Source organism: Caballeronia sp. J97, assembly GCF_905220305.1.
Lineage (GTDB): Bacteria > Pseudomonadota > Gammaproteobacteria > Burkholderiales > Burkholderiaceae > Caballeronia.
This window is the reverse complement of record NZ_CAJMZL010000019.1, coordinates 104,401-121,226: the sequence shown is the minus strand read 5'-3', so window position 1 is coordinate 121,226 and position 16,826 is coordinate 104,401. Positions and strand designations below refer to the sequence as shown.

17 protein-coding genes are annotated in these 16,826 nt (G+C 60.8%); 11 read left to right on the top strand and 6 right to left on the bottom strand.

All coding sequences use genetic code 11. From position 1 onward, the window contains the following. The first annotated feature begins 44 nt into the window (after positions 1-44). The 5 genes from U4Y90_RS22950 to U4Y90_RS22930 all read left to right on the top strand — a co-directional run bounded on the left by U4Y90_RS22950 (position 45) and on the right by U4Y90_RS22930 (position 4,043). The gene (locus tag U4Y90_RS22950) at positions 45-1,073 is read left to right on the top strand and encodes a Bug family tripartite tricarboxylate transporter substrate binding protein (RefSeq protein WP_321797961.1); all 1,029 of its coding nucleotides are present in this window, start codon (positions 45-47) and stop codon (positions 1,071-1,073) included. A 34-nt stretch (positions 1,074-1,107) separates the two neighbouring features. Further along, positions 1,108-1,821, top strand: coding sequence for a class II aldolase/adducin family protein (locus tag U4Y90_RS22945; RefSeq protein WP_321797960.1), 714 nt, complete (start codon positions 1,108-1,110; stop codon positions 1,819-1,821). A gap of 61 nt (positions 1,822-1,882) precedes the next feature. Beyond that, positions 1,883-2,872 (top strand): ABC transporter substrate-binding protein, encoded by a 990-nt coding sequence (locus U4Y90_RS22940; protein WP_321797959.1) that lies wholly within the window; start codon positions 1,883-1,885, stop codon positions 2,870-2,872. 30 nt (positions 2,873-2,902) lie between these two features. Further along, complete coding sequence (locus U4Y90_RS22935; RefSeq protein ID WP_321797958.1) at positions 2,903-3,511, top strand: chromate transporter; 609 nt, start codon at positions 2,903-2,905, stop codon at positions 3,509-3,511. 4 nt (positions 3,512-3,515) lie between these two features. Next, positions 3,516-4,043 carry a chromate transporter gene (locus tag U4Y90_RS22930; protein ID WP_321797957.1) on the top strand — a complete coding sequence of 176 codons (528 nt, stop codon included), beginning with the start codon at positions 3,516-3,518 and terminating at the stop codon, positions 4,041-4,043. Between the two features lie 4 nt (positions 4,044-4,047). Here the strand turns inward: U4Y90_RS22930 and U4Y90_RS22925 are convergent, their stop codons facing one another. Beyond that, positions 4,048-5,052, bottom strand: a complete 1,005-nt coding sequence (locus tag U4Y90_RS22925; RefSeq protein ID WP_321797956.1) for a zinc-dependent alcohol dehydrogenase family protein — start codon at positions 5,050-5,052, stop codon at positions 4,048-4,050. A 101-nt stretch (positions 5,053-5,153) separates the two neighbouring features. On the opposite strand from U4Y90_RS22925, the gene U4Y90_RS22920 reads away from it, so the two are divergent. From U4Y90_RS22920 to U4Y90_RS22905, 4 genes are all read left to right on the top strand, one after another. Beyond that, positions 5,154-6,029, top strand: coding sequence for a LysR family transcriptional regulator (locus U4Y90_RS22920; RefSeq protein ID WP_321797955.1), 876 nt, complete (start codon positions 5,154-5,156; stop codon positions 6,027-6,029). Positions 6,030-6,295: 266 nt separating this feature from the next. Next, positions 6,296-6,751 carry a (2Fe-2S)-binding protein gene (locus U4Y90_RS22915; protein ID WP_321797954.1) on the top strand — a complete coding sequence of 152 codons (456 nt, stop codon included), beginning with the start codon at positions 6,296-6,298 and terminating at the stop codon, positions 6,749-6,751. A gap of 1 nt (position 6,752) precedes the next feature. Continuing rightward, positions 6,753-8,987, top strand: a complete 2,235-nt coding sequence (locus tag U4Y90_RS22910; RefSeq protein ID WP_321797953.1) for a xanthine dehydrogenase family protein molybdopterin-binding subunit — start codon at positions 6,753-6,755, stop codon at positions 8,985-8,987. Positions 8,988-8,997: 10 nt separating this feature from the next. Then, a complete protein-coding gene (locus tag U4Y90_RS22905) occupies positions 8,998-10,266 on the top strand; it encodes a cytochrome c (RefSeq protein WP_321797952.1) in 1,269 nt (422 codons plus the stop codon). 31 nt (positions 10,267-10,297) lie between these two features. Here the strand turns inward: U4Y90_RS22905 and U4Y90_RS22900 are convergent, their stop codons facing one another. Further along, a complete protein-coding gene (locus U4Y90_RS22900; RefSeq protein ID WP_321797951.1) occupies positions 10,298-10,567 on the bottom strand; it encodes a DUF1488 family protein in 270 nt (89 codons plus the stop codon). Positions 10,568-11,022: 455 nt separating this feature from the next. Between U4Y90_RS22900 and U4Y90_RS22895 the strand changes: the two genes are divergently transcribed. Then, complete coding sequence (locus U4Y90_RS22895; RefSeq protein ID WP_321797950.1) at positions 11,023-11,445, top strand: DUF3331 domain-containing protein; 423 nt, start codon at positions 11,023-11,025, stop codon at positions 11,443-11,445. Positions 11,446-11,802: 357 nt separating this feature from the next. Continuing rightward, positions 11,803-12,288 carry an H-NS histone family protein gene (locus U4Y90_RS22890; RefSeq protein ID WP_321797949.1) on the top strand — a complete coding sequence of 162 codons (486 nt, stop codon included), beginning with the start codon at positions 11,803-11,805 and terminating at the stop codon, positions 12,286-12,288. A 20-nt stretch (positions 12,289-12,308) separates the two neighbouring features. On the opposite strand, the gene U4Y90_RS22885 is transcribed toward U4Y90_RS22890, so the two are convergent. From U4Y90_RS22885 to U4Y90_RS22870, 4 genes are all read right to left on the bottom strand, one after another. After that, on the bottom strand, positions 12,309-13,781 hold the full coding sequence (locus U4Y90_RS22885; protein WP_321797948.1) for an amidase: 1,473 nt from the start codon (positions 13,779-13,781) through the stop codon (positions 12,309-12,311). Positions 13,782-13,807: 26 nt separating this feature from the next. Beyond that, the gene (locus U4Y90_RS22880; RefSeq protein ID WP_321797947.1) at positions 13,808-14,767 is read right to left on the bottom strand and encodes an LLM class oxidoreductase; all 960 of its coding nucleotides are present in this window, start codon (positions 14,765-14,767) and stop codon (positions 13,808-13,810) included. Positions 14,768-14,870: 103 nt separating this feature from the next. Beyond that, positions 14,871-16,352, bottom strand: coding sequence for a monocarboxylate uptake permease MctP (gene mctP / locus U4Y90_RS22875; protein ID WP_321797946.1), 1,482 nt, complete (start codon positions 16,350-16,352; stop codon positions 14,871-14,873). Then, complete coding sequence (locus tag U4Y90_RS22870) at positions 16,349-16,549, bottom strand: DUF3311 domain-containing protein (RefSeq protein WP_321797945.1); 201 nt, start codon at positions 16,547-16,549, stop codon at positions 16,349-16,351. Before U4Y90_RS22870 ends, mctP begins: the two co-directional genes overlap by 4 nt. Between the last annotated feature and the right edge of the window lie 277 nt (positions 16,550-16,826).

Genomic DNA, 16,826 nt, shown 5'->3' with positions numbered 1-16,826 from the left:
CGCAGCGCATACCGCGCAAAGATCCCCAACGAAAAGGCCGGCGCATGATTGCGCATGCAGCCATATCGGCGCTCGCAAGCACACTGCTTTGCGCGCCGCTCGCGAGCCGCGCGGCGGCGGAATCGGTGGCCGACTTCTATAACGGCCGCAATGTCACGATGACGATCGGTTACTCGGTCGGCGGCGGCTACGATACTTATGCGCGCCTGCTCGGCAAATACATCGGCAACTTTCTGCCCGGCAAGCCGACGATCACGCCGCAAAGCATGCCGGGCGCGGGCAGCCTGAAGGCGGTGAACTACCTCTATGGCATCGCGCCGAAAGACGGCGCGACCTTCGGCACCTTCGGTCGCACGATGCCCGAAGAGCCGCTCCTCGGCGATGCGAATTTCGACGCGCGCAAGCTCACCTGGCTCGGCAGCATCACAAGCGATGTGAGTCTATGCGTGACGTGGAATACATCGCCGGTAAAGACGTTCAAGGATCTCATCGACAAGGAAGCGCGCATGGGCGGGCAGGGCGCGGGCTCCGATCCCGACGTGATCGCGTCGACGATCAAGAACCTCTTCAATTCGAAGCTGAAGCTCATTACGGGCTATCCGGGCAGCAACGAGACCGCGCTCGCGATGGAGCGTGGCGAGATCGACGGCGAATGCGGCGTGTCGTGGAGCACGATTCAGACGCGCCATCCGGATTGGATCACGGGCAAGAAGATCAACATTCTCGTTCAGGTCGCACTGGAGAAGCATCCCGAGTTGCCCGACGTGCCGCTGCTGCTCGATCTCGCGCCGAACGACCAGACGCGCCAGGTGCTGAAGGTGATCGTCGCGAGCCAGGTGTTCGCGCGTCCGTTCGCGGCTCCCCCGGGCCTTCCGCCGGAGCGCACGGCCGCATTGCGCCAGGCCTTCGAGCAAACGGTGAAAGACCCGCAGTTCCTCGCCGAAGCGAAGCGCATGGGTCTCGAAGTGCGCCCCGTTTCGTGGCAGCGCATGGATCAGTTGCTCGACGAACTCTACAAGACGCCACCCGATGTGCTTTCGAAAGCGAAGGCCGCGGTGGGCGGGCGCTTCTAACCGATTCCTTTTCACTCGAACGCAGGACGACATCATGACTCTGGACGAAGCGAAGCAAAAACTGATCGACGCCGGCCGCATTCTCGAAGCCGAAGGTCAGGGCGATCTCACGCGCGGGCACATTTCCGTGCGCGTGCCCGGCGATCCCACGCACTTCCTCATGAAGCCGCATAGCCACGGCTTCGACGAGATCACCGAGGAGAACATCGTCGTCTGCAACCTCGAGGGCGAAAAGGTGAGCGGCGGCGGCCGCCGTCATAGCGAGGTCTTCATCCACTCGGAGATCTTCAAGGTGCGTCCCGACGTGACGAGCGTGATTCATGCTCATCCGACGCACGCAGTCGCGCTCTCGGCGACGGGGCAGCCGCTCGAAATGATCAGCCAGTCGAGCGTGCATTTCGCCGACGGCCTGCCGTACTACACCCAGACGATGAATCTCATCCGCACGCAGGACATGGGCGCGGGCGTCGCTCGTGCGCTCGGATCGAGCAAGGCCGTTCTGATGCGCAATCACGGCGTCGCGGTGGTGGGGCGCTCCATCGAGGAATCCGTCGTGTTGTCGCTGCTTCTGGATAGTGCATGCCGTATCCAATTGCTGACGAAGGCGGCGGGCGGGGTCGGTGAAACCTTCCCGCCGCAGGACGTCGAACGTCTGCATGACGCTGTGACGCGCGCCGAGCAGTTCGCCGTCAATTTCGAATTCCTGCGCCGCAAGGTCAATCGCAATCTCGTGCATTCGCTGGTTTGATGCATGTTGCATGCAATCGACAATTCGGCCTTATGCATACAAAACGCAGGAGATTTACCCGATGACTGAAAAACTCAGACTCTCCGTCGCGATGGGCGACTACGACAGGACCCGTCCGCTGCTCGATGGTCAGGTGCAGATCGACGGCGCACAGCCCGTGTTCATGACGTTATCGCCCGAAGAGATGTTCTTTCGCGCGTTCCGTCATGAGGAGTTCGATATCAGCGAGCTGTCGTTCTCCAGCTACGCGGTGAAAACCGCGGACGGTTCGTGCCCTTACGTCGCGATTCCCGTATTTCTTTCGCGTGCGTTTCGTCACACGTCCATCTATGTCCGAACGGATCGCATCGAGAGGCCGGAGGATCTGAAAGGCAAGCGCATCGGCTTGCCTGAATATCAGCTGACGGCGAACGTGTGGGCGCGCGCCGTGCTCGAAGACGACTTCGGCGTCAAGCCGAGCGATGTGAAGTGGGTCCGTGGCGGCATCGACGAGCCGGGGCGCCCCGAAAAGATCAAGCTCGATCTGCCTTCCGACATCCGTCTCGAAGCCGCGCCCGAGAACGACACGATTTCGGCGATGCTCGATCGTGGCGATATCGACGGCTTCATGGCGCCGCGGCCGCCCGGCTGTGCCGCGACGAACCCGAACGTCGGCTGGCTGTTCCGCGATCCGACCGCGGCGGCGAAAGACTACTTTCGGCGCACGCGCGTGTTCCCGATCATGCATGTCGTGGGCATTCGCAAGACGCTGGTCGAGCAGCATCCGTGGCTGCCCGCGGCCGTGCTCAAGGCGTTCACCGAAGCGAAGCGCGTGGCGCTCGCGCGACTCTCGGATACATCGGCGACAAAGGTCACGTTACCTTTCGTCGAGGAGCAATTGAAAGCCGCGCGTGAGCTGATGGGCGACGATCACTGGTCCTACGGCATCGAGGCGAATCGCGATACGCTCGAAACCTTTCTGCGCCATCATCATTCGCAAGGGCTGTCTAAACGCCGCTTGAGTATCGAAGATGTATTCCACCCGGCCACGTTCGAAACGGCCAAGATATAGGCGCGCCTTTTCCCGCTAGCACGCATAACCATGACTGCCCATACGATCCGTGAGATCTCGCCCGCCACTGCGTCCGTAAGCGAAGCGAACATGTCCGGCGCACCGCGCGTGCCCACTTCGCTCGCGCTTTTCAAGGCGTTCTTTCTCATAGGCCTGACGGGATTCGGCGGCGTGTTGCCGTGGGCGCGCCGTATGTTGGTGGAGCGTCAGGGCTGGCTCACGAACCGCGAGTTCGCGGAATTGCTGCCGCTCGCGCAGTTGTTGCCAGGACCGAACGTCGCGAACATCGCAACCGTGTTGGGGCGGCAATATCGCGGCGCAAAGGGTGCGGCCATCGCGGTGTTCGGGTTATATCTCGCGCCGACCGTCATCACCATCGGCGTCGGCTATGCGTATGGGCGCTGGGGCCATGCACCGGTCACCGCGCATCTTTTCGCCGGACTGATGCCCGCGGCGACGGGACTCGTGATCGCGACCGTGCTCAAGCTCGTGACGAGCTTGCCGCGCGGTGCTGCGAGCATCGCGTTCGTCGCGACGACGTTCATCGCGATTGCGCTCGTGAAGATTCCGCTTCTCATCGTGCTTGCAGTGCTCGGGCCGCTCGGTACGACCGCGATGCTGCGCTCTGCGAAGGGGTAATGCGATGTGGAGCACGCTCGCCGATCTCTTCGTGCACGGCGCGATCTGGTCGTTGCTCGCCGTGGGCGGCATGAATGCGACGCTCGCCGACATCCAGCGTTATGCGGTCGACACGCGTCATTGGGTCACCGGCGAGCAGTTCGTCACATTCTTCTCGATCACGCAGGCCGCCCCCGGCCCGAACGGCATGGCGGTTGCGTTGATCGGCTTCCAGGCGGCGGGACTCGCGGGGGCGCTCGTGTCCACTGTCGCGAAGATCGTGCCCTCTTCGTTGATGGCTTATTTCGTGAGCGCATGGGTGGAGCGTCGCCAGGACTCGCGCATCGTCACCGCGATTCGCAAGGGACTCGCACCCGTCACCGTGGGTTTGCTCGTATCGGCTGCATATGTGTTCGCACGCGAGACGGATGTGAACGTTTCGCGCGCGATTTGCACGGTGGTGTGCGCGGCGGTCGCTTATCGCAGCAAGCTCAATCCGATCTATCTCGTCGCCGCGAGTGCGCTTCTCGGGCTGGCGGGCGTGTTCGGTTGATGCTTCAGCCGGCCAGCGTCGTATCGATATCCACGACGATCTTTCCGCGCGCCGTGCCATCCAGCAGCGCTTCATATGCGCGCTCGGCGCTGTTCATATCGAAGCGTCTTGCATCGATGCGCGGCGCGAGCTTGCCCGCTTCGGCGAGCCGCGTCGCTTCACGCAATATCTCGCCGTGATGCGCGCGATATTGCCCCGTCAAAAGCGGATGCAACGTGAATACGCCCGAATAGCTCGCCTCGCGAAACGACAGCGGCGCGAGCGCATGTGTGCCCCATCCCAATGCACTGACGACATGACCGAAGTGCTTCACCGCCGCAAACGATGCATCGAGAGAAGCGCCGCCGGCCGTATCGACGACGAGATCGAAGCCCGCGCCGTCCGTATGGGCGGCGACATATTGCTCGACAGTGCTTGCGCGGTAATCGATCGGCGTTGCGCCGAGGCTATGAAGGTAGGCGTGATCGCGCGCGCTCGCAGTTGCGAATACGTGTGCACCGAGCGCGCGTGCAAGTTGCACGGATACGTGACCGACGCCGCCCGCGCCGCCTTGCACGAGTACGGTTTGCCCCGCTTGCAGATGCGCGCGATCGACGATGCCCGCATAAGACGTAATGAATGCGAGCGGCAGTGCGGCCGCGTCATGCATCGAAAGATTCGCGGGCTTGTGCGCGAGCAACGCGGCATCGACGGCCGCGTATTGCGCGAGCGCGCCCTGAATGCCGCCGACGCCGCCTGTCATGCCATAGACCGCATCGCCCGGCTTGAATCCGTCGACGCCCGCGCCCACTGCTTCGACGATGCCGGCCATGTCGATACCGAGCACTAACGGCAGCGGATGTTTCGCATGGGCCGCGGCGCCCGCGCGGATCTTCGTGTCGAGCGGATTGAGCCCGCTCGCGGCGATACGCACGAGCACGTGTCCCGGCCCGGGTTCGGGACGATCGAGCTCGACGAGTTCGAGCGGGCCGTTATGGCGTTCGAGAACGAGTGCTTGCATGGTGGACATCGAAGGCTCCTGAAAAGATTGAACGCTGGTCGCAATGCGCTCATACTCCGCCATGCATGCGAGCATGTAAATCGACAGAACTGCACGGCGATCATACGAAAATGAATGGGCCGATTCTCGAATGGAGCGATGTGCGTATCTTCCTGGCGATCGCGCGAAGCGGCACGCTCGGTGCGGCGGCGCGCATGATCGGGCAAACCCAGCCGACGATGGGCCGGCGCCTCCGTGCATTGGAAGAAGCGCTCGGTCATGTGCTTTTTCAGCGCACGAGCGATGGTTTCGTATTGACCGATGAAGGCGCGGCCGTGCTTTCGTATGCCGAGCGCATGGAAGAAGAGGCGCTGGGCTTCACGCGCGCGCTGGCCGGTCAGGACGCGAAACTCACTGGCTTGCTGAGGGTGTCGTCGTCGGACTGGTTCGGCGTGCATGTGCTCACGCCGGTATTCGCGCGCTTTCTCGCGAAACATCCGGACGTATCGATCGAGCTCGTCACCGACGCGCGCCGCTATAACCTCGCGCGACGCGAAGCAGATCTCGTGTTTCGCATCACGCCGTTCGATGAACCGGATGTCGTACAGCGCAAGTTGATGCATATCGCATATGCGCTGTATGGGCGTGTCGATCTCGCATCGCCCAAAGCCGGCGACGGAAAAGGGCAGACGCTCATCACCATGGATAGCGCATTCGATCAATTGCCGGACGTGCTTTGGGCAAAGCGAATGTTGCCCAACGCGCGGATAACTTTCGGAAGCAACAATCGCGATGCACAAGCGCATATGTGCGCGCAAGGCGTAGGTTATGCGGTGCTCCCTTGTCCGCTTGGCGATGCCGACGCTTGCCTCAGACGCTTCGACCTCGATGAAGCGCCGCCCGGACGAGACGTATGGCTCGGTTACCACCGCGATCTGAAACGGGTAGCACGCTTGCGCGCCTTATTGGACGAAACCATGGCAATGCTCGGCGAACCGAACAAATGATTTGCGATGCAACTAACTGTCGTTCTCAGTCGACGCCTTCAAGTTGATCGAAGATATCGGACGTGCGGACTTTCAGGCAATCAAGCCCATCCTTGGAAGTCGCACCCATTCGAAAGGCGCAAATAAAGCTATCTGTGAATCTTTTGTCATCCAAGCTCGATTTTTAAAGCGGCGCTACAATTCCGAAGCCTCAAAAGCCGGCTGCTGCCCCACGCAGTCGACCATTTGCGATATCCGCCGAAACCACCGATAAGCCGGAGCCGCTCATGACCACGCTTTCCATCAACGGCCAGAACCATACGATCGACGCGCCGCCCGACATGCCGCTCCTTTGGGTATTGCGCGACGTCGTGGGACTCACAGGAACCAAATTCGGCTGCGGCATTGCGCAATGCGGCGCGTGCACCGTTCATCTCGATGGCGCAGCCGTTCGCTCATGCGTGTTGCCGATTGCAGCGGTCGGCGATCGCAAGGTGACGACGATCGAAGGCATCGGCGACACGCCCGCCGGCAAGAAAGTGCAAGTCGCGTGGCGTCAGCTCGATGTCGTTCAGTGCGGTTACTGTCAGTCAGGACAAGTCATGTCCGCTGCTGCATTGCTCACCACCGTGCCCGATCCGAACGACTCCGATATCGATGCCGCGATGGCGGGCAACATCTGCCGCTGCGGCACTTATCACCGCATCCGCGCCGCCATCAAGCAAGCCGCGAAGGAGGCGTGAGATGTCGCAAGGATTGATCGAAGCGGGACGTCATGCGGCTCGCGCGGGCTTGTCGCGCCGTGCATTTCTGAAACTCGGCGTGACGGCGGGCGTCGCTGCAAGCGGCGGATTGCTGATCGGCTTCAGCTTGCCCGCCGTGAGTCAGGATCAGGGCAAAGGCAGATCGGTGATCGGTGGCGATGGCGTCGAGCCGCCGATGGACGGCATTTTCGCGCCGAATGCATTCGTGCAGATCGATAAGAGCGGCAAGGTTGTGCTCATCATGCCGAAGGTCGAAATGGGTCAGGGCGTATATACCGCACTGCCCATGTTGATCGCCGAAGAACTCGACGTGCCGCTCGACAGCGTCACGATCGATCACGCGCCGCCCAACGAAAAGCTATTCACCGACCCGCTATTGGGCGGCCAGTTGACAGGCGGCTCGACCTCCGTGCGCTATGCATGGGAGCCGTTGCGCAAGGCCGGCGCGGCCGCGCGCATGATGCTCGTCGCGGCGGCCGCGCAACAATGGCAATGCGATCCATCGTCTTGTCAGGCGCAGGGCGGCAAGGTGATGCACGCATCGGGCGATCGCACCGCAAGTTATGGCGATCTTGCCGAAGCTGCGGCGAAATTGCCCGTGCCGCAAGATATCAAGCTCAAGGACCCGAATCACTTCAAGATCGTCGGCACGCCGGTCAAGCGCCTCGACTCGCCGGAAAAGATCGACGGCACCGCGATGTTCGGGCTCGACGTGCGCTTGCCCGATATGGTGTACGCGGCGATCGTGAACTGTCCGGTATTCGGCGGCACGCTCCTCTCCGTCGACGATAGTAATGCGAAGAAGATTCCCGGCGTGCGGCAGATCGTGAAGTTCGACAATGGCGTCGCGGTGATCGGCGAACATACGTGGGCCGCGAAGCGCGGCGCAGCCGCGTTGCAGATTCAGTGGAACGAAGGCGCGAGCGCGAATGTATCGACGAAGCAGATCGTCGATGACATGGCGAATGCATCGCAGCGGGCCGGCGCGGTTGCGCGCAAGGAAGGCGACGTCGACAAGGCGTTCTCCAGTGCAAAGACGCGCATCGATGCGGTCTACGTCCAGCCGTTTCTCGCGCACGCGACAATGGAGCCGATCAACTGCACCGTCCATGTACGTCCCGATGGCTGCGATATATGGCTCGGCACGCAAGTGCCCACGCGCATCCGCGATGCCGGCATGAAGGCGACCGGACTGCCCGCCGATAAGATCTTCGTGCATAACCATTTGCTTGGCGGCGGCTTTGGCAGGCGGCTCGAATTCGACATGGCGACGCAGGCGCTCAAGATCGGCAAGGCGCTCGGTGTGCCTGTCAAAGTGATCTGGTCGCGAGAAGAAGATATCCAGCACGACATGTATCGGCCGTGTTATTACGACACGTTATCCGCAGGACTCGACGCGAATGGCAAGCCGATTGCATGGACGCATCGCATCGTCGGATCGTCGGTGCTCGCGCGCTTCGCACCGCCCGCGGTGAAGAACGGCGTCGATCCAGATGCGGTCGAAGTCGCATCCGATCTTCCTTACGATCTGCCGAATCAACTCATCGATTACGTGCGCCTCGAACCGCATGATGTGCCCACGGCATTCTGGCGCGGCGTAGGGCCGACGCGTGGCACCTTCGTCGTGGAAAGCTTTATCGACGAACTGGCTGTTCAGGCAAAGGTCGATCCCGTCAAATACCGGCGCGATCTGCTCGGCAAGTCGCCGCGCGCGCGCAACGTGCTCGACGTCGCGACGCAGGCGGCCAACTGGGGACAGCAATCCGCGCCGCAAGGGCAAGGGCGTGGCGTTTCGGTGATGCACGCATTCGGCAGTTTTTTCGCGATCGTCGCGGACGTCGCTGTCGACAAGGAGGGCGCGGTGAAGGTGAACCGTATCGTATGCGCGGTCGATTGCGGCATCGTCGTGAACCCGAATACGGTCGAAGCGCAAGTGCAGGGCGGCATTCTCTTCGGCATCACGGCCGCGCTTTATAGTGAAATCACGATCAAGGACGGACGCGTCGAGCAAAGCAATTTCACCGATTATCGAATGCTGCGCATTCACGAAACGCCGCCTGTCGACGTGCATATCGTCAAAAGCACGGAAGCGCCTGGCGGTATCGGCGAGCCGGGCACGGCGGCGCTTGCGCCGGCGATCACCAATGCGATCTATGCCGCGACGGGCAAGCGACTAAGGAAACTTCCCGTCGGCGATCAATTGCGCAGCGCTTGAGGAGGCCGTCATGAAGAATGCATTCAAGCCTCTCTTTGCAGTGTTGTTGGCTTTGGCATCGTCGTCTTACGCGGCCGATGATGCGCTCGTCGCGCGCGGCGCATATCTCGCCAAAGCGGGCGATTGCGTCGCGTGTCATTCGGCGCCGCGCGGCAAGCCACTTGCCGGCGGCTTGCCGATGATGACGCCATTGGGCGCGATCTACACGACCAATATCACGCCCGACCCGGACACGGGCATCGGCCGCTATACGGAAGAAGAGTTCGCCCGCGCGTTGCGTGAAGGCGTGGCGAAGGACGGCCACAATCTTTATCCGGCTATGCCTTATCCGTCTTATGCAAAGATCAACGACGAAGACATGCATGCGCTCTACGCGTATTTCATGCATGGCGTCACGCCGGTCAAGCAAGCCAATCGTGAGCCGGATATCAAATGGCCACTCAATATGCGCTGGCCGCTCAAGCTCTGGAATGTGGTATTTCTCGATAAGAACATCTATCAGAACAAGCCCGGCAAGGATGTCGCGTGGAATCGCGGCGCCTATCTGATTCAGGGTCTGGGGCATTGCGGATCGTGTCACACGCCGCGTGGCATGGCGTTTCAGGAAAAGGGACTCGACGAAAGCAGCAGCGCGTATCTGACGGGCGGCTTGCTCGACAACTGGTTCGCGTCCAATTTGACGGGTGAACACAACACGGGACTGGGGCGTTGGTCCGAGCAGGACATCTCGAGCTTTCTCAAGACGGGCGCGAATGCGCATGCGTCGGCTTTCGGCTCGATGACGAGCGTCATCAACAACAGCACACAGTCGCTGAGCGATGTCGATATCGCCGCGATGGCGCGCTATCTGAAGTCTTTGCCAGCATCGGGCGGCTATGGCGGCGCTCCGTATTCATATGATCCGAAAGCAACCAAAGTGTCATTGACACGCCCGGGTGCAACGGATTCGGGCGCGCGCGTGTACACGGCATATTGCATGCACTGTCACGGCGTTGATGGCCGCGGCTTTGCGCCGATGCTAGCGCCGCTTGCGGGCAATCCCAACGTTTTGGAAAAAGACGCGTCGTCGTTGATAAACGTGACGCTGAACGGCACCGGCGATCTGGTCCTCGACGGCATACCCGCGCCTTATCCGATGCCGCGCTACGCACCCGTGCTGAGCGACCAGCAGATTGCCGATGTGCTGACTTTCATTCGTGGCGCGTGGAACAACAACACACCGGCAGTGCAACCCGAAGACGTAGTGAAGATGCGCAAGGCGACGCAAGCGGCGCGCTGAGAACACGCCACTTTAGCGATGACCGTGGCTCTCAGGAAGAAAAATCGATGACATCCAGATGAATCGAACTGGACGGATGTGCGAGGAACTTTCGATGCACGCGAGCGCTGATGCGTTCATAGCCGTCGCTCAGTGCTTTCAACAACCGCTCGTCGCTCGCTCCCGTCGGCGCCCAGAAGCACTGCTCCAATGCCTTGCGCGTGATGTTGCATTGAATCGCCTGCTCGCGAGAGAACGCGACGAAGCTGACGGAGGCGCGGTCCGCTGAAATGGTGGCATGGATCGAGAGCTTGCTCGTCATAATTCGACAGGAGAAATCCGGTTCGCTGGATTTAATTGTGTCAGAAATCGGCGAGTTCGCGCATCCTCGAATGAGCGTGAAACGTGCGCAAACGGCCAGAAGCGGGCGGTCCGCAGCGACGACAGTGAACGCGCGGCGAAAACATCAGACGATTTAAACGAATGTTCGTTCGCGGCGATTAAAGATTAAATATCTGCTGACTATCTCGGGTTGCAACTCGGCAGGCGCTACCGCACGTGCGAATCCGAATCGCCAAGGCTGGCGTGCTTCTTCAAATATGTCCAAGAAAATGAAAAGAAAAGCATGCTCAGGTGTACTACTCTAGGAACGATCATCCGAAGCGGCGCGGCAGTCCGGCTCAGGAAGCGGGTCGTGCGGCGCATTCCCCGGAACTCCACCGGCAACGTTCACCCGGCTTCGGTTGCGGCGGACGTTGTCGCCAGCAGGAGCGGAACATGAAGCATCCATCGCTGATGGATCCCTGGAGCGGTACCCTGGCAATGCTCGACAGCCGTTCGGGCCGCCCGTCCGAAGCGAACGACAAGCTGGCGCTGATGACACGGCCGCTTGTGCGCAGTGTGCAGGGCAAGAGTGCATGCGTCGGACCCATTGAAGGCCATTGCGTCAATATCCGCGTGCTGGAGCGACTGAGCGAATCGACGCTCTCGCTTTCCTGGCACGATCCCACGTCGTTCAATTACTCGGAGCAAGTCTGGGCGCTTTGCACCGCCCGCAAGCGCGGAACATGCGCACTGAGCGGGCAGGCGATCAGGCGCGGGCAACCGGTCTACAGACCGCGGCGCGTCGGCAGCTCGGTGCCGCTCAATAGCGGCGCGATGATTCTGGCGTTGGCACTGACACCGGCTGAACTGGAATAGAGCCTCGTTTCCGAGTGATTCGTTTCGCGCTTGCATGACGCGTGTGCAATGCACGCGTCTCGTCACACGCACGCCTGGCGCTTTGCCTGAGCGTGTGCAATCTTGTGATGACAATTCGTGACTCGCGTGTTATCGCTTAGCAGTGTGATCAGCGCGCTCATGACATGCGCCTCGAATAAATTGAAGTACGAGAAAGCAATCTTTTTAACAAGACTGCTTGGCATCGACATTATCCGTATAAGATTCATATGTGACGGCGAGGTGTCGAACATACATATTAGATAAACGCTTTGTGATCCACGAAGCGCATGCGTTGCGCTATCCAGTCAACGTGTGCAGAACGATCCGGGAGGCGGCATGGTCACGTTGGCACAATTGGAAAATCAGATCCAGAAATTGCAGCGCCGTGCGGATGCATTGCGGGCAAGAGAGTCGGTGCAGGTCATTGCCAAAATCCGTACGGTGATGGATGAATACGGCTTGACCACGGCCGACCTCGCCAAAGCCGGATTGGGAGCGGCCAATAAGCGCGGTCGTTCGTCGGGGCCGGCGAAATCGGCTGGTCCAAGGAAGGGCGCCGGCAAGTCCAAGCTGCCGCCGAAGTATCGCGACCCGGTATCGGGCGCGACCTGGAGCGGCCATGCGCGCCCACCGGCATGGATCAAGGATGCGCCGGACCGCAGCGTGTATCTCATTGGCGGTGCCTCGGGCAAGAACGGCGCAGCAAAGGGCGCGCGTCGGGGACGTGCGGCATCGGCGTCGCGTGCGGCAGGCGCGAAGCGGGCAGGCCGTGCGAGTGCGAACAAGACTGCGCGCAAGAGCGCGCAGAGCGCCGCGGCCTGACACTTCAGAGCCTTTGGGCCTTAGCCAAGCAAGGGACTGCGCGCGCTGGAATATCCGCTTGCGCGATCATAGGCGAGACCCATCTGCAGCACGCCCAGATCGCCTTGCGTCGGGCCGATGATCTGCAATCCGGCCGGCAAGCCGCCGGGACCGAAGCCGGCGGGCGCGCTGAGTGCGGGCAGAAAAGCCATCGTCGCCGGGACAACGGTTTCCATCCAGCGATGATAGGTATCCATCTCCCGGCCGGCGATCGCGTGAGGCCAGTCGAGTTGCGCGTCGAAAGGAAGGACCTGAGCCGAAGGCATGAGCAGGTAGTCGAAGCGATCGAACAGCGCGTTGATTGCCTGATACCAGGCCGCGCGGTCACGAACCGCACGCGAAACATCTTCTCCCGATAACTTCAGACCTCGTTCTATTTCCCATATCGCTTCGGGTTTGAGCAGCCTGCGCGTGGCGGCGTTTCGATAGAGCGGTGCATTCGTGCCGGAGAAAGTGAGGCTGCGCAAATCGATCCAGGCATTCCAGAGACGCTCGAAATCGAAGGCGATGTTCACGGCTTCAACGGAGCAGCCCGCTGTTTCGAAGTGACGCAGCGCCGATGCATACGTGTCCATCAAGCCCGCTTCCATCGCCAGATGTTCATTGAGATCGCCTAGCCAGCCGATACGTGTGCCGCGCATGTCGCGCTCGAGTGCATGCGCAAAGTCGGCGGGCTTGTCGTTTCTACGCGAGAGAGGCGCGCGCGCGTCGAAGCCCGCCTGCACCGACAATAACAAGCCAAGGTCGGGAATGGTTCGCGCGATCGGACCCGCGACGCTGAATTGCTGAAAGAACACATCATCGCTCGGCGCATAAGGCACACATCCGGGCGTCGTGCGAAAGCCGAAGACGTTATTGAATGCGGCGGGCGTGCGCAGCGAGCCCATCATGTCGGAGCCGTCCGCGCACGGCAGCATGCGCAACGCGACGGAAACCGCAGCACCACCGCTGCTGCCGCCTGCCGAGCGCGATGAGTCGAACGCGTTGCGCGTAGTACCGTACACCGGGTTATAGGTGTGTCCGCCGAGACCGAATTCCGGAGAATTCGTCCGGCCGATGAAGATCGCGCCCGATTTGCGCATGCGCTCGAAAATGACCGCATCGACTTTGGAGACTTCGTCTTTATAGATGGGCGAGCCTTTCGTCGTCACCATGCCGGCGACGGGCAGGATATCTTTGGGCGCTTGCGGAAAGCCGTGCAGCGGGCCAAGGCTTTCGCCTCTGGATAGCTGTGCATCGCGTTCGCCGGCGAGCGTCCGCAGCGCCTCGCGATCCTGCATCGCGACGATCGCATTGACCGTGGGGTTGAGGCGATCGATTTGCGCGAGACAGGCATCCATCACTTCGATGCACGACAACTCGCGTGCGTGAATGGAACGAGAGAGCGCGACGGCGTCGAGCGCAACGATATCGTCGCCGGGAACGGAAGGGGAATTTGCGTCGGGTGCGGTCATGTCTTGTCGTGATTGGACGAACGAATTCAGCGATGAAACTCGGGAAGCACACGGGCGGCGACTTCTTCGATGATATCGCGCGCGGGTCTTTGCTCCGACGTGATGTTGAGCGTCACATGATGCGTGCCGCTGTCGCGCATCTCGCGCAAGAGCCTGACGAGCGCACGATGACCCGTTCGATAGCCGAGCGGAATATCGGTTGCGGGCTCGTCGGCATCGTCGCCGAGATCGAGCCGCATGGCGACGCCGAATGCGCGAAAGGCACCGGCAGCCGCGCGATCGACCGCGGCGCGCCACATGCTGTATCGACCGCGCTGCGTTTGCGGCTCGCGATGATAAGTCATCCAGCCAAGCGAATGACGCGCAATCCAGTCGACGCTCTGTCCGCCCGAACCGACCGCGAGCATCGGAATGGAAGCGCGCTGGCGGGGCATGAGATAGAACTCGGGTGCGCCCTCGGGAGTATGGTCCGGAATCACGCGCGAGGGCACGTCGACAGCAGCGGCGAGTGTTTCCCAGTGCTGCCTGTATAGATCGCGCCGGTCGTCGGGATCGCGGCCGAACGCGGCGTATTCCGGTGGTCGATCGCCTGATCCGAGGCCCAGAATGAAACGTCCGCGAGACAGCGTGTCGACGGAAATCGCAGCTTTGGCGACATGAAGCGGATGCCTCAGTGTCAACACGATTGCGCCGCTGATAAGTGCAATACGTCCGGTATTCGATGCGAGCGCGCCGAGCAGCACCCACGGGTCGAGATGTCCGACCGGATCGGGGTAATCGATGCTATTGAGCGGCACGTCGCGGACCCATAGTGCGCGAAAGCCGAGTTGGTCCGCGAGTCGCGCGAGCGCTATCTGCTCGTTGAAATCGACGACGCTCTGGTTATCGCGCGTGATCGGCAATGTAATGCCGATAGAGAGATTGTCCTGCGCAAACACCGCATTCGCGATGGAAGACGAGGCCGGAGTGTTTTCGCTGGCGATCATGACACGCATTGCGTCAAGAGAGGGCTTGATGCCGATGTTATCACTGCCTTTACAGACATTGCCTGGCGCGACGGAGCGCCGGGCAATGTCGACATCGAGTTTCTTAAGCGACAGGCACGACGCCGCGCCGCGTGACGAGCGAAACGACATAGGTGACGACGATATTCACGGCGAGCGCAATCAGGCCGATATAGATCGGCCATGAAGCATCGTCGATATGCACGACATAGACGGGCTTGAGCCCTTGCGAAATCGCGAGACCGGTGCCCAGGACGATACCGAACAGCCAGCCCAGGAAAAGGCCGGGCGTGGTAAGGCGGCGTGTAAAGAGCGTGAACACGATAGCCGGGAAGATCTGAAGGATCCACACGCCGCCGAGTAATTGCAGATCGATCGCATATTGCGTCGGCAGGAACACGATGAACAGCAACGCGCCGAACTTGACGACGAGCGAGACGAGCTTCGCGGTCGATGCTTCGGCCGCGGACGACATATCGGGCGAAACGAGCGGACGCCACAAGTTGCGCGTGAACAGATTCGCCGCGCCGATCGACATGATCGCCGCCGGCACGAGCGCGCTGATCGCGATCGCCGCTGCCGCGAAGCCCACGAACCACGACGGAAACAGCGTGCCAAACAATGCCGGCACGACATCTGATGCCGACTTCACATGTACCCCCGCCGCGATCGCCATATAACCTAATAACGCGATCAAACCCAGCAGCAGCGTGTAGGCGGGCAGGAAGATGGCGTTCTTGCGCACGGTCGCCGCGGACGATGAAGAGAGCACCGCGGTCATCGTATGCGGATACATGAATGCGGCCAGCGCCGAGCCGAGCGCAAGCGATGCATACGCCGTGAATTGACCCGGCTGGAGGATGATGCCCGTCGGGCCGCCTTTCGCCTTGAAGTATTGATCGGCCGAGTCGAATACATGCGCGTATCCGCCGAGCTTCAATAGAATGAGCCATACCGCCGCAATCACGACGATATAGATCATGATGTCCTTCACGAAGGCGATCATCGCGGGCGCGCGCAGGCCGCTCGTATAGGTATAGAGCGCGAGAATCACGAATGCGATGATGAGCGGCAACTCGCCCGTTACGCCGAGGCCCTTGATGACCACTTGCATGCCGACGAGTTGCAGCGCGATATACGGCATCGTCGCGACGATGCCCGTGATCGCCACCGCGGCAGGAAACCATTTGCCGCCGTATTCGCCTTGGACATAGTCGGCGCCCGTGATGTGATTCTTCGCGTGCGCGACTTTCCACAATTTCGGCATTACCGCGAAAACGAACGGATAAACGATGATCGTATAGGGCAGCGCAAAGAAGCCGTAGGCGCCGACCGAATAAACGAGCGCGGGCACTGCGATCACGGTATAGGCGGTATAGAAATCGCCGCCGACGAGAAACCATGAAATCAACACGCCGAACTGTCGGCCGCCCAGGCCCCATTCGTGAAGCTGCGTGAGATCGCCGCGTTTCCAGCGCGCGGCAAAGAAGCCGACGACGGTCACGAGCACGAAAAACGCGATGAATATGGTCATCGCAACCGGATCGACTGGCGTGAGTTCGTTCATTTCAGGCCCCTGTACACGACATAAAGCAGGAGCGACGTAAGCGGCACCCACAAAAACTGATACCAGTAGAAGAACGGGAAGCCCGCGAACGAAGGGCGCGTGTTGTTATAGAAGGGCAGCCAGAGTAGTGCGACGTAAGGTATCAATAGCGCGATCCAGCGCCACGGGCTGCCGGGCGCGTCGTTGTCGGGTTCCAAAGCTTTCTCCTCATGAATGAGCGCTGAAAAGAACTTGCAGGCGCGCGGTCCACCCGTTCATTTGATGATGCGAGCGAGGCTCGCGCCGCCAACGGGTGCGCATTATCCAACTTATTTTGCTTTGTTGCCGGACGCTTAAAAGACGAGAGAGGCTTATGCAAAAGCACACTTACGCAATGCTTTCCGTACGTTGCTGTCCTGGCGGATTGATGCCATTTCGTGCCGATCACACCTTCGAAAAGGCGCTATCGATGATTACGTATTGATGACGGAGCGA